The organism is Acinetobacter lwoffii (genome assembly GCF_024129595.1).
Lineage (GTDB): Bacteria > Pseudomonadota > Gammaproteobacteria > Pseudomonadales > Moraxellaceae > Acinetobacter > Acinetobacter lwoffii_O.
Genome location: NZ_JAMXXS010000016.1, coordinates 51,821 through 64,542, shown reverse-complemented (window position 1 = coordinate 64,542; position 12,722 = coordinate 51,821). Strand labels below are relative to the sequence as shown.

General features: G+C 45.2%; 10 protein-coding genes and 4 tRNA genes. 2 read left to right on the top strand and 12 right to left on the bottom strand.

Features of this window, described 5'->3' with window-relative positions:
* Window positions 1-229: 229 nt before the first annotated feature.
* The 8 genes from NI466_RS09395 to secA all read right to left on the bottom strand — a co-directional run bounded on the left by NI466_RS09395 (window position 230) and on the right by secA (window position 6,590).
* A tRNA-Pro gene (locus NI466_RS09395) sits at window positions 230-306 on the bottom strand.
* A 17-nt stretch (window positions 307-323) separates the two neighbouring features.
* Window positions 324-399: transfer RNA gene (locus tag NI466_RS09390), tRNA-His, on the bottom strand.
* Between the two features lie 33 nt (window positions 400-432).
* Window positions 433-509 (bottom strand) — tRNA-Arg (locus NI466_RS09385).
* Between the two features lie 34 nt (window positions 510-543).
* Window positions 544-620: transfer RNA gene (locus tag NI466_RS09380), tRNA-Pro, on the bottom strand.
* 151 nt (window positions 621-771) lie between these two features.
* A complete protein-coding gene (nadA, locus tag NI466_RS09375) occupies window positions 772-1,839 on the bottom strand; it encodes a quinolinate synthase NadA (protein WP_253173394.1) in 1,068 nt (355 codons plus the stop codon).
* 153 nt (window positions 1,840-1,992) lie between these two features.
* Window positions 1,993-3,213, bottom strand: coding sequence for a bifunctional glutamate N-acetyltransferase/amino-acid acetyltransferase ArgJ (gene argJ, locus NI466_RS09370; RefSeq protein WP_253173393.1), 1,221 nt, complete (start codon window positions 3,211-3,213; stop codon window positions 1,993-1,995).
* 158 nt (window positions 3,214-3,371) lie between these two features.
* On the bottom strand, window positions 3,372-3,725 hold the full coding sequence (locus NI466_RS09365) for a hypothetical protein (RefSeq protein ID WP_253173392.1): 354 nt from the start codon (window positions 3,723-3,725) through the stop codon (window positions 3,372-3,374).
* 138 nt (window positions 3,726-3,863) lie between these two features.
* Window positions 3,864-6,590 carry a preprotein translocase subunit SecA gene (gene secA / locus NI466_RS09360; RefSeq protein WP_253173391.1) on the bottom strand — a complete coding sequence of 909 codons (2,727 nt, stop codon included), beginning with the start codon at window positions 6,588-6,590 and terminating at the stop codon, window positions 3,864-3,866.
* 332 nt (window positions 6,591-6,922) lie between these two features.
* On the opposite strand from secA, the gene NI466_RS09355 reads away from it, so the two are divergent.
* Window positions 6,923-7,564 (top strand): peroxiredoxin, encoded by a 642-nt coding sequence (locus tag NI466_RS09355; RefSeq protein ID WP_253173390.1) that lies wholly within the window; start codon window positions 6,923-6,925, stop codon window positions 7,562-7,564.
* A gap of 208 nt (window positions 7,565-7,772) precedes the next feature.
* A complete protein-coding gene (locus tag NI466_RS09350; RefSeq protein WP_253173395.1) occupies window positions 7,773-8,375 on the top strand; it encodes a dual specificity protein phosphatase family protein in 603 nt (200 codons plus the stop codon).
* Here NI466_RS09350 and NI466_RS09345 read toward each other — a convergent pair.
* Genes NI466_RS09345 through trpA form a run of 4 tightly spaced genes read right to left on the bottom strand, consistent with a single transcriptional unit; the run spans window position 8,372 to window position 12,388 of the window.
* Window positions 8,372-9,415 (bottom strand): SPOR domain-containing protein, encoded by a 1,044-nt coding sequence (locus NI466_RS09345; protein WP_004281671.1) that lies wholly within the window; start codon window positions 9,413-9,415, stop codon window positions 8,372-8,374. The genes NI466_RS09350 and NI466_RS09345 overlap by 4 nt on opposite strands.
* The gene (gene folC, locus NI466_RS09340; protein ID WP_195725613.1) at window positions 9,412-10,695 is read right to left on the bottom strand and encodes a bifunctional tetrahydrofolate synthase/dihydrofolate synthase; all 1,284 of its coding nucleotides are present in this window, start codon (window positions 10,693-10,695) and stop codon (window positions 9,412-9,414) included. Before folC ends, NI466_RS09345 begins: the two co-directional genes overlap by 4 nt.
* Window positions 10,692-11,588, bottom strand: a complete 897-nt coding sequence (accD, locus tag NI466_RS09335) for an acetyl-CoA carboxylase, carboxyltransferase subunit beta (RefSeq protein ID WP_005252808.1) — start codon at window positions 11,586-11,588, stop codon at window positions 10,692-10,694. The genes folC and accD overlap by 4 nt, the downstream gene beginning before the upstream one ends.
* Complete coding sequence (gene trpA / locus NI466_RS09330) at window positions 11,585-12,388, bottom strand: tryptophan synthase subunit alpha (protein ID WP_005252810.1); 804 nt, start codon at window positions 12,386-12,388, stop codon at window positions 11,585-11,587. Before trpA ends, accD begins: the two co-directional genes overlap by 4 nt.
* Between the last annotated feature and the right edge of the window lie 334 nt (window positions 12,389-12,722).

Here is a 12,722-nt window from a genome sequence, read left to right as displayed (position 1 = left end):
TGCTCATCTTTTAATGCATAGCGTTTAGTCATAAAAGTATAATGGGGACAAGGCGGTTTTCCTCAAGCTAATTGATGACACGCCCTAGATGAAAAATAATTTAATAGGGGTTCGAGCATTCATCATGATAGCCACCAACAATAATTGTATACTTTTTATTCACTCTGGATTTCAGGCATAAAAAAACCGCTTAACGCGGTATCTTTTATCTCGACCATCTTGAAGGAGATGGTCGGAGCAGTAGGATTCGAACCTACGACCCCCTGGTCCCAAACCAGGTGCACTACCAGGCTGTGCTATGCTCCGATTTCAACTTTAAAAGTTGGGGTGAATGACGGGATTCGAACCCGCGACAACTGGAATCACAATCCAGGGCTCTACCAACTGAGCTACATCCACCATCATTTTGATTCTTAACATCAAGCGACCAAATGGCGCGCCTGACAGGATTCGAACCTGTGACCATCCGCTTAGAAGGCGGATGCTCTATCCAACTGAGCTACAAGCGCGTTACTGATGCAAACATCATTTGCCTTGAAGAATTGGTCGGAGCAGTAGGATTCGAACCTACGACCCCCTGGTCCCAAACCAGGTGCACTACCAGGCTGTGCTATGCTCCGATTCATCTCAGCTTTCGTATCGAACATCGTTCGGTACGGTGTGCATTCTAGGCGTGACGCCCGGAGACGTCAACACCTATATTTAAAAAAAACCGAAAAAACGCTTCAAGCGTTTATTTATCAATCACTTCAGACATTTTTTATACAAATTTTAACGTTTTAGTCCGGCACTAAAGTTCAACATGCGATCTAGAGGCAGTTTCGCTCGTTCAGCAAGTGCCGGATCGACATGCACTTCCTGATCTTTATGCTGTAACACATGCAAGATACCATCCAGCTCGTTCATGGCCATCCAAGGACAATGCGCACAAGAACGACAGGTCGCCCCCTCTCCTGCGGTTGGCGCTTCAATCAGGATTTTATCCGGTACCGCCTGCTGCATTTTATAAAAGATGCCGCGATCAGTAGCAACGATTAAACGTTGATTCGGCAAAGTCTGTGCTGCTTTAATTAATTGTGAGGTACTACCCACGGCATCGGCAATCTCGACTACAGACATCGGTGATTCAGGATGTACCAGAACCGCAGCATCTGGATAGAGTGCTTTCATATTGGCAATACCGCGTGAACGGAATTCTTCATGTACGATACAAGCACCATCCCAGAGCAACATCTCTGCACCGGTTTTTTTCTGGATATAACGACCCAAATGCTGATCGGGTGCCCAGATGATTTTTTCGCCCAGACCGTCCAGATGTTCGATAATTTCCACTGCACAACTTGAAGTGACGACCCAATCGGCTCGGGCTTTCACAGCCGCTGACGTGTTAGCATAAACCACCACGGTATGATCCGGATGCGCATCACAAAAAGCGGTAAATTCATCGACAGGACAACCCAAGTCCAGTGAACAGGTCGCTTCCAGGGTAGGCATCAGCACGGTTTTATGGGGTGAAAGAATTTTAGAGGTTTCGCCCATAAATTTCACACCAGCCACCACAAGCGTTGAAGCCGGATGATCGCGACCAAAACGCGCCATTTCCAGTGAATCGGAAACACAGCCACCGGTCAGTTCAGCCAGTTCTTGCACTTCAGGATCACAATAATAATGCGCCACCAAAACAGCATCCTGTTTTTCCAGCTCTGCCTTGATCTGTGCAAATTTGTCCAATTTTTCCTGCTGGCTCATTTGATGTTCTTGAGGAACACCCAAACGATCTAAATGCGCCTGCACAATCGATTTAGCTTCATTGGCTATTAATTTGGTCGCATCATTCATCACAATTCTTACTCTACCCTCATGGTTCACTATTCAATGAACCTTTCACCCTACATCCCGGTCAGCTCTGGCGAAGTGCTATTTTTGACCAGTCATTAAAAACTACAAGATATAAAAAAAGCCCCACAACGGAGGCTTTAGAAACGATCTGAATTATGAGCGATAATCTGCATTGATTTTTACGTAGTCATACGACAGGTCACAGGTATAAACCGTATCTTTTGCCTGACCTCGTCCAAGATCAACACGAATCGTCATTTCAGCCTGGGCCATCACACGTGCACCGGCTGCTTCAGTATAGTCTGCTGCCGCACCACCATCTTTACAGATTTGTACATCATCTAACCAAACCTGAATTTTTGCAACGTCTAAATTCGGCACACCGGCATAACCAATCGCAGCCAGAATACGGCCCCAGTTTGGATCAGAAGCAAAAATCGCGGTTTTGACCAGCGGTGAATGCGCAATGCTATAGGCAATATCGCAGCACTCTTGAGTATTGCCGCCACCTTCCACAGTCACGGTAATGAACTTAGTCGCACCTTCACCATCACGTACAATCAGTTGCGCAAGGCGTTTCATGGTACGTGTCAATACGTCTAGCACCACTGCATAACGCGGATCTTCAGTTGAAGTGATCTCAGCACCACCGGCCTGACCCGTAGCAATAAAGATACATGAGTCATTGGTTGAGGTATCGCCATCAATGGTAATACGGTTAAACGAGACATTGACTGTTTCAGTTAATAACTGTTGAACCAGTTCACGGCTGATCGGTGCATCCGTCGCAACATAACCCAGCATGGTCGCCATATTGGGACGAATCATGCCTGCACCTTTGGAAATACCGGTCATGGTATAAGTCACACCATCCAGCTCGAACTGTTCTGAAGCACCTTTCGGGGTGGTATCTGTGGTCATGATTCCAGTTGCTGCATCGACCCAGGCATCATCACGCAATGAATCCAGCGCAGGCTGTAAACCTGTAAGCAAACGCTCCATTGGAAGCTGCTCACCAATCACACCAGTCGAGAATGGGAACACTTCAGCAGCCTGTACGCCTGCAAGTTCAGCCAGCTTGGCACAGGTGGCTTCTGCATTTGCCATGCCTGTAGGGCCTGTTCCTGCATTGGCATTTCCGGTATTGATTACCAGGTAACGTGGATTACCCGCTTGCAAATGGGCTTTAGATACATGCACTGGTGCTGCACAAAAGGCATTCTGGGTAAACACCCCTGCAACATTGGAGCCTGCAGCCAGTTCAAATATCACCAGGTCACGTCGGTTCTGATAGCGCACATAGGCTTCAGCCGAACCAATTTTAACCCCTTTCACCACATGCATCTGTGGCATAGATACGTCACCAACTGCCATTTTAAAGTCCAATATTGAAGTTTTAGAAAAATACAGCTTAGTTGATCTGCAACAAAAAATCGAGCCAAAGCCTGAGCCAGCCTGAGATTTGTTATGGATTTTCACAATAAAAAACCAGTCATCAAGACTGGTTTCTACATTTTTAAAATAAGATATTTTTAATTTTGTGCAAGTTGTCCAGATTCGCTTAGCAAAGCCTGTTTCGCCTGTTGTTGACTTGCAGTAGAAAGTGCCGGATTTGTAGCAACAATACGGTCTGCATTTGCCGCATTGGCAGCTGCAATCGCAGCCGTCTGCAACACAATCGGACGATTCTGGTTGGCAAAGGTATAACGGATGCCGGTACGTGGGCTTGCTACAGTCACTTGTGCATCGGTACGTTGTACTTGAGCAGTGTTAGTACCCACCGCTTGCTGAACTTTATCAATTGTTGTGGTCGCTGCAGTTTGTGCAAAACTTAAGGCAGGCATTGCCAAAACGGCAATCATGAGCGTTTTTAATAATTTTTTCATTGAGGTTATTCCACTTTGATGTGTTGAATGAGCCATTAAATAGCATTTAATTCCTAAGACTGCAAACAGTATTCAATTTCTGAAAAATCTTCATACATAAAAAAATCAGAGCCATGTGGCTCTGATTTTTAATAGCGTTTAGATCTTGCCATGACATTGTTTATATTTCAGGCCTGAACCACATGGACAAGGCGCATTACGACTTGCCGGTGCTTCAAAGACTGGCGCCACCGAATTTGCCTGAGCATTTTGTTCAGTAGTGTTTTCATGTTCGCCTGCCAGCAAACCGTCAAACTCTTCATGAGATAACTGCAAACGCATTGCCTCAGCCTGTGCCTGCTGCTGTGCTTCCATTTCCGCCAGCTCTTCAGGTGTCGGTACGTGGATGCGCGACAGATCTGTCACGACATCTGACTTGATCGTACCGAGCATGTTTACAAACAGGTTATAAGCTTCTTTTTTATATTCCTGCTCTGGATTCTTCTGCGCATAACCACGTAAATGAATACCTTGACGCAAGTAATCCATAGCCGCCAGATGCTCTTTCCAATGACGGTCCAGAGAATTCAGCATAAAGTGGCGTTCAAGCGATGCTGCAGATTCCTCGCCCATTTGTTCACGACGTGAACGGTAGCGGTTCAGCACTTCGTCGGTAATGCGGACCACCAAGGCTTCTTCATCCAGACGACGGTCCTGTTCCAGCCATTGTCCGATAGGAAGATCCATCGAAAGATCTTCACGCAGCGCCAGTTCCAGACCTTCACTATCCCACTGGTCATGAATCGATTCAGGCGGAATATAGTTGGCGATTACACCCTGCATCACTTCACGGATCATTTCTTCAATATAATCCTGCAGTGAATTTTCTGCCAGAATGTCGTCACGCTGACTATAAATGATCTTACGCTGTTCGTTATTGACGTCATCGTATTTCAGCAAATTCTTACGAATATCGAAGTTACGTGCTTCCACTTTACGCTGCGCATTTTCAATCGAGCGAGACACCATTTTGTGCTCAATCGCTTCATCTTCCTGCAAGCCCATGGCACGCATCATGCCGACTACGCGATCACCGGCAAAAATACGCATCAAGTCATCTTCAAGTGACAGATAGAAACGCGATACACCCGGGTCACCTTGACGACCGGCACGACCACGCAGCTGGTTATCGATACGGCGTGATTCATGACGCTCGGAACCGATAATATGCAAACCGCCTGAATCCAGCACAGCCTGGTGATTAACATCCCATTCTGCTTTCAGACGCGTTTCATCTTCAGGAGTCGGGTTTTCAATTTTAGCCAGCAACGCCTTCCAGTTACCACCCAAGAGAATATCGGTACCACGACCGGCCATGTTGGTGGCAATCGTCACTGCACGCGGCGCACCGGCCTGCGCAATAATATCGGCTTCACGTTCGTGCTGTTTGGCATTCAGTACTTCATGCTGGATCCCTGCCGCTTTTAGCTTATCCGACAGAATCTCAGAAGCTTCAATGGTGGCTGTACCAATCAAAATTGGTGCGACACCAGCTTCATGCACACGCTGAATTTCTTGAATAATCGCGTTATATTTCCCTTCACGATTTAAATAAATTAAATCGTTATGGTCTTGACGAATCATTGGACGGTGGGTCGGAATCAGCACCACATCCAGACCATAAATTTCTTTCATTTCCGCTGCTTCAGTATCAGCAGTACCGGTCATACCGGATAATTTTTTATACAGACGGAAATAGTTCTGGAAGGTTGTGGTTGCCAGAGTCTGGTTTTCCGGCTGGATTTCCAGACCCTCTTTGGCTTCTACGGCTTGATGCAAACCTTCAGACCAGCGACGTCCCGGCATGGTACGACCGGTATTTTCATCGACAATAATCACTTCACCATCGTTGATGATGTATTGCACATTGCGTTGATAGAGATAATGCGCACGGATCGCTGCAGTGACATGATGCAACAGGTTCAGGTTCGACGCTGAATACAAGCTCTCGCCTTCTGCCAACAAGCCCATTTCAATCAGTTCACTTTCAATGGTTTCAAAACCTACTTCAGTAATTTCAACTGAACGCTGTTTTTCATCAATCCAGAAGTGACCGCCATCCGGCACTTTCTCTTCTTTCTGTGCCTGTAATTTTGGTGGAATATTATTGATGGCTGCATAAAGCTGTGAAGAATCTTCACTTTGACCGGAAATAATCAACGGGGTACGTGCTTCATCAATCAGGATCGAATCGACCTCATCGATAATCGCATAGGTCAAACCACGCTGCTTTTTCTCTGCTAGCGAGAACACCATGTTGTCACGCAGGTAGTCAAAGCCAAATTCGTTATTGGTACCGTAAGTAATATCGGCACGATAAGCTTCAGCTTTTTCCATCGGATTTTGCATGGAATAAATAATGCCGATGCTTAGACCTAAAAATTCGAATAATGGACGGTTCAACTCGGCATCACGTTGCGCCAGGTAATCGTTCACGGTAATGACATGCACGCCCTGACCACTGATGGCATTCAGATAACAGGCCAAAGTACCCATCAGGGTTTTACCTTCACCGGTACGCATTTCTGCGATTTTGCCTTCGTGCAAGGTAATACCACCGATCAGCTGCACGTCATAATGACGCATGCCCATCACCCGCTTCGCGGCTTCACGACAGACTGCAAATGCTTCAGGCAGTAATTTATCGAGGGTTTCACCCTTATTATATCGTTGTTTGAATTCTTCAGTTTTTGCAGATAAGTCTGCATCGTTAAGGGTAGATATCGTCGGCTCGAGCACATTAATCTCGTCTACGATTTTACGCATGCGTTTGAGTTCGCGCTCATTTTTGGTACCGAAGATTCCTCCGATCAGACTTGCCAACATGAATAGACTCTCTAAATCTTGCTTGTCAAATGAATATGTTCTTAGTCGTTATTATGGTGCTAGAAATTTGAACTACAAGGGTTTTGCTGTAAAACCGCTAAAAAAATCTGATCCTTAGTTCTAGCCCTAAGATCTAAGGCAAAGTAATGTAGCAAATTTTCCCTGTGCAACATAGTCAATTAAGTGACTGATTTTTGCGCTTCTGGATAGATGGATATTCCACTTATCCAATTTACTCATAAAGAAAGCAAAAAACACTATTTTTAATCATAAAAAATTTAATTCATATTAAATCGTATCTCGACATTAAAAAACCAATTGAGGCTAAAAAGATGAGTTTACGTTTAAGCGATACCGCACCGAATTTTGAACAGCAATCCAGTGAAGGCCTGATTAATTTTTATGATTTTCTGGGTGATAGCTGGGGCATTTTATTTTCACACCCTGCCGACTATACACCGGTATGTACAACTGAGCTCGGCTATACCGCAAAACTTAAAGATGAGTTTGCAAAACGTGGTGTTAAAGCCATTGCCTTGTCGGTCGATGATGTTGAATCACATCATGGCTGGATTAAAGATATCAATGAAACTCAGAACACCACAGTAAATTTCCCGATCATTGCCGATCAGGATTGTAAAGTTTCTGAGCTGTATGACTTTATTCATCCGAATGCCAGCGAAACGCTAACAGTTCGTTCTTTAGTGGTCATTGATCCCAACAAAAAAGTCCGTTTGATTATTACTTACCCTGCATCGACCGGTCGTAATTTCCATGAAATCTTGCGTGTGGTGGATTCACTGCAACTCACCGATAACCATAAAGTGGCGACGCCTGCGAACTGGCAACATGGCGATGATGTGGTGATTGTCCCTTCATTGAAGGATGAGGAGGAAATCAAGCAACGTTTTCCAAAAGGTTATATTGCAATTAAACCTTACCTGCGCTTAACGCCACATCCTGAGCAAAATTAAAAGGACTCCTTTTTAATTTTGCGCAAGACAAGCAAAGTAAAGAATAAGAGAAACTCTATTTTTCAGATTTAATGCTTTATCGAATACGACATTGACGTGCTACGGGTTCGATTTCTCTATACAGCCTGTCTTCGGATAGGCTTTTTTATATTCAAAATCTCGTATTCACTTTAAACTTGAAATAACAAAAACAACATCTATGCTCTGTATGAAAAGCTGCATATTTCCAATCCTGATGAGCTGCCTCCTGACAGGTTGCATGACCACGCCCGCCCTGCCTGAACCTCAACGTCCTCAGCATTGGGGACAGCCCATTCATCAGAATCATAATTTTCATCAAATCAGCAATTTTGTTTATCGTAGTGAGCAGCCTTCAACTGAACTCATTCCTTTATTAAAGCAGCATCAAATCAATGTGGTTATTAATTTACGTTCACGGGATCAAGACAGCTTTGTTTTGAGCAATGAAAACTTTCAGCTACATCATGTACCCATACATACCTGGGCAATTGATCGGGAAGATTTATTGAAAATTATGCTACTGATTCAGCAAGCACAACAAAATCACCAAAAGGTGCTCCTGCATTGTTATCACGGTTCAGACCGCACTGGTGCAAGTGTCGCCATGTACCGAATTATTTTTGAACATTGGCCGATTGAGCAGGCGCTACAGGAAATGAAACATGGCGGTTATGGCTTTCATGCCATTTGGAGCAATATCGAAAAGTTATTCACGCCTGAAAATGTAAAATGGATTCGCGAGCAACTCAAGAATCCATCTACAGAAACTTTGATTAATACAAAGAATTAACGCTTATCCAGCGGCACCCAGTCATTCACCCAAGCTGATTTCATATTCAGGCTGGCATCAGACGCAATTTTCTTACGAAGTGCATCTGCAGTCTCACGGTCTTTGGACGGCCCCACCATGATGCGTACACCTTTAGACGTTGAGCTTTTGGTGACCTTATAACCTTTGGCACGCAGTTTGGCTGCTACAGCATCCGCATTGGCTTCATTCGCTGCCAGTGCCACCTGTACCATCCATTGCTTGTCCTCTTCACCTTCCAGTAACTTACGCGCCTGCTCAGCTTCTGCTTTCTTCTTGGCTTCTTCGGCTGTAGCCTTTTTCTTGGCTTCTTCAGCTTTACGTTTTTCGTCAGCTTTACGTTTTTCCTCGGCAGCTTTACGTTCAGCTTCTTTCTTTTCAGCCGCTTTACGCTCTTCCTCGGTTTTACGTTTTGCTTCAGCCGCCTTACGTTCTGCTTCGGCTTTTTGCTGTTGCTCTAACTTGCGTTTTTCTTCAGCGGCTTTACTTTCAGCAGCTTTACGCTCTGCTTCTTTCTTGGCTGCGTCAGTAGAACTATTGGCTTTTTGTTGTACCAGCTGCTGCTGGGCTAACTTTTTTTCTTGCACCGCTTTTTCTTCAGCCAGACGTTTCTGCTTGGCCTGTTCATCTTCCACCAGTTCTGGTGGAATATTATCGGAACTTTGCTGTCCCAGGCGGTGTGCATTCAGGGCAGCATATTCTTCAGCTGCTTTACGCGCAGCATCTGCTTCAGCCTGCTGTTGCATCGCTAAAAATTCGGCCGCACGCGCCTCCTGTTCTGCAACCGATTTTTCCCGGTCACGACGTTGCTGTTCAAGTAAACGCTTTTCTGTTTCCACATCGACCGTCAAAGAACCGAGCGAATGATTGCCTGTCTCTTTATTTTCAACTTCCGCAGCCTGTGCCGGATTTTGCTGACGGTCCTGATTGATTTCATCTTGGCCTTTCAGGAGTAATGCTGCCAATAAAACACCACCACCGAGTAAAACAACACCGCCCATCCAGCGCTGTTTGTTATTCATTGACATTCTTCCAAATACTCCCATACCGCTTCTAAGGTATGAAATGATCCACATACCAAAATCAGCTGATTATTATCTGTTTGATCCAGTGCTGATTTAAAAGCTAATTTTACATTGTCAAATTGTTCTACCGCCTCACCGTTTAAAGCATCAGCCAAAACTGTGACGTCTGCCGCACGTGGAACGGATAATGGTGCAATTTTCCACAATTGCACCGTGTCTTTCAATAACTTGACGACAGAATTTATATCTTTATCTGCCAGCATTGAAAATACACAAATGACTTCATTATATTTTTGATTGTAATTTAAATAATCTCGTAATTGTTTCAGTAGAAATTCGACCCCATGCGGGTTGTGTCCTGCATCAAAAATCACGGTTTTATTCTGGATTTGACGGATTTCAAACCGTCCCGGCAATTTTGCCGTTTGAATGCCTTGTGCAATTGCCTGCTGGCTGACGTTTAATCCGCTCAGCAGAATGGCGGCCACGGCGGTAGAAATATTATCCAGTGCCAGCGAACCTGTTGGGAGTTTTAAGGTCGTACCCGATGAAGCAAAAGCCCAGCTTTGGCCATCTTCAAAGGCTTTATAGAAATAATCACGGTTGATTGCATACAAAGATGCATTACATTCTTGAGCTTTATTTAGAATGGCTTGCGGGATCTGTTGCTGTCCACCAAACACGACTGGAATATCCGGGCGAATAATTCCGGCCTTTTCAAAAGCAATTTTCTCGATGGTGTCACCAAGCCAGTCAGTATGATCCAGACCAATATTGGTAATCACCGCCACATCCGGATTGACCACATTGACCACATCCAGACGGCCGCCTAAGCCAACTTCCAGCACCCAGACATCACAGCATTGATCTTTAAAAATCACAAAAGCAGCCAGTGTCGTGGCTTCAAAGAAAGACAGGCTCAAACCGCATTCGCGACGAGCCTGATCGACCTGAACAAAAGCATCAATCAGCAACTGATCTTCCACTTCAATGCCGCGCAATTTAACACGCTCATTGAAACGGTACACGTGGGGGGATTGATATAGCCCGACCTTGAAGCCTTGCGCATTCAGGATCGCGGCCAGCGTGGTGGTGGTCGAACCCTTACCATTGGTTCCTGCCACCGTCAGCACTTTGGCCTCTGGAGATGTCACGCCCAGCTTTTCAGCCACAGGAATAACCCGTTCCAGACCTAAATCAATACCCGTAACGTGAACATGGCTCCAATAATCGAGCCATGTATTTAAAGAATCTGTTGCTAAGGGTGCTGTGTTCAATGCAAATTCATCAACTTCGTAACGATACGATAAACTGTATCACGTAATGCATGACGGTGAACAATCTGATCGATTACCCCATGATCAAGCAAATATTCCGCGCGCTGGAACGGTTCTTCCAGTTTTTCACGTACAGTCTGTTCGATCACACGTTTACCGGCAAAGCCAATCATCGCTTTCGGTTCAGCAATATGTACATCACCCAGCATTGCCAATGATGCGGTCACACCGCCGTACACTGGATGAGTCAATACCACTACATAAGGCAGACCTGCTTCTTTTAAACGCTGGATCGCAGCCGAAGTACGCGCCATTTGCATCAGGGACAACATGCCTTCCTGCATACGAGCACCACCCGAAGCAGCAAAACAGATCAAAGGTTGACGAGCTTCAATCGCATGTTCTGCAGCCTGAACAAAGCGGTCACCGACCACTGTGCCCATAGAACCGCCCATGAAGTCGAACTCAAACGCACAGGCAATCATCGGTACGCCTTTCAGCAAACCCTGAATTACCACCAGTGCTTCAGTTTCACCGGTTTTCTTTTGCGCTTCAGCCATACGATCGGGATACGCTTTGCTATCGACAAATTTCAGCGGATCTTTGGCTATAAATTCCTGACCCAATTCTGTTTGTACCTGATCAAAGAACCAGTTCAGACGTTCGCGGGCTTTCATGCGCAAATGTTCATCACATTGCGGACAGACATAAGCATTAAATGACATCGCAGTACGGGTCACCAATGCATGACATTCAGGGCACTCAATCGTAGGCTCGGTAAATGTCGCTTTATATGCCGTTTGCTCATCGGGTACCTGAATGCCCGGAACAGTACGCTCCGTCCATGGGGTCGATGGGCTCAGAATTTTGCCTGATTTCAGTTGTTGACTCATACTAACTCATCGAGCGCTGCTCGAAGCTCCTTGACTTTATTCACCGTCGCAATAACGGCTTGTTCTGGTGCGAGCGTTGCAAACTGCTTTACAAACGCACTACCCACAATAACTGCATCGGCAGCAACACCCATCGCTTTCGCAGATGCAGCATCACTGATACCGAAACCTACGCCTACAGGAACATCAGTCACAGCTTTAATCTTTTGAATGCGTGCAGCGGCTTCAGAGACATCTAAAGTTGCTGCACCGGTCACGCCTTTCAGTGACACATAGTAAATAAAGCCGCTGGCCTGTTTTGCTACATGTTGAATACGTGCATCGGTTGAAGTGGGTGCCAGCAGGAAAATCTGATCCATGTCATATTTTTCCAGTACTTCACCCAGACTTTGTGCTTCTTCTGGTGGCAAGTCCACCAGCAGCACACCGTCTACTCCACATTCATAGGCATAAGCCACAAACTTTTCATAGCCAATTACTTCAACCGGATTCAGATAACCCATCAGCACCACCGGTGTTTCGCGGTCTTTCAAACGAAATTCTTTCACCATCTGCAGGGCATCTAGCGTATTGGTTCCACCTGCCAAAGCACGTTCGGCAGCTAGCGCAATCACCGGCCCATCCGCCATCGGGTCTGAGAAAGGAAGTCCCAGCTCAATCACGTCGACACCCGCTTCCACCATCTCATGCAGCAAAGGCACTGTGACTTCTGGATGCGGATCACCCGCCATGACATAAGAAACTAAAGCTTTACGCTGTTGAGATTTAAGTTGTCCAAATCGTGTGGCTAAACGTGACATAGGGTGGTATTTTCCTTAACGTGTTTCAAACTTGAGGCATTGACTATGTAGAAATACAAGACATCGCATTGTAACGCTATTTTTTGTCCAATGAACAGTCTGCGATACCGACCTCGAGTACTTCATTTCCTGTGCGAAGATTTCAAAACAATTCGGAAGGGTCTATTTACGATTATTTTGATTTTTTTCTCAATGATCAAAGATGCCTAATTTTGCTATTACCTAAAATCCTGAATATTTAGATAAACTTATTTTTATCATATAAAAATTAATAAAAATGCAGATGTTAGCGCATTCATTTAAAGTTTTCTGAAATAGCAAAACCTGCTTTATA

Excerpts from the sequence above, each read along its gene's own strand:
- nadA (WP_253173394.1), bottom strand. The coding sequence starts at position 1,839 with ATGAATGATGCGACCAAATTAATAGCCAATGAAGCTAAATCGATTGTG.
- argJ (WP_253173393.1), bottom strand. The coding sequence starts at position 3,213 with ATGGCAGTTGGTGACGTATCTATGCCACAGATGCATGTGGTGAAAGGG.
- NI466_RS09365 (WP_253173392.1), bottom strand. The coding sequence starts at position 3,725 with ATGAAAAAATTATTAAAAACGCTCATGATTGCCGTTTTGGCAATGCCT.
- secA (WP_253173391.1), bottom strand. The coding sequence starts at position 6,590 with ATGTTGGCAAGTCTGATCGGAGGAATCTTCGGTACCAAAAATGAGCGC.
- NI466_RS09355 (WP_253173390.1), top strand. The coding sequence starts at position 6,923 with ATGAGTTTACGTTTAAGCGATACCGCACCGAATTTTGAACAGCAATCC.
- NI466_RS09350 (WP_253173395.1), top strand. The coding sequence starts at position 7,773 with ATGAAAAGCTGCATATTTCCAATCCTGATGAGCTGCCTCCTGACAGGT.
- NI466_RS09345 (WP_004281671.1), bottom strand. The coding sequence starts at position 9,415 with ATGAATAACAAACAGCGCTGGATGGGCGGTGTTGTTTTACTCGGTGGT.
- accD (WP_005252808.1), bottom strand. The coding sequence starts at position 11,588 with ATGAGTCAACAACTGAAATCAGGCAAAATTCTGAGCCCATCGACCCCA.
- trpA (WP_005252810.1), bottom strand. The coding sequence starts at position 12,388 with ATGTCACGTTTAGCCACACGATTTGGACAACTTAAATCTCAACAGCGT.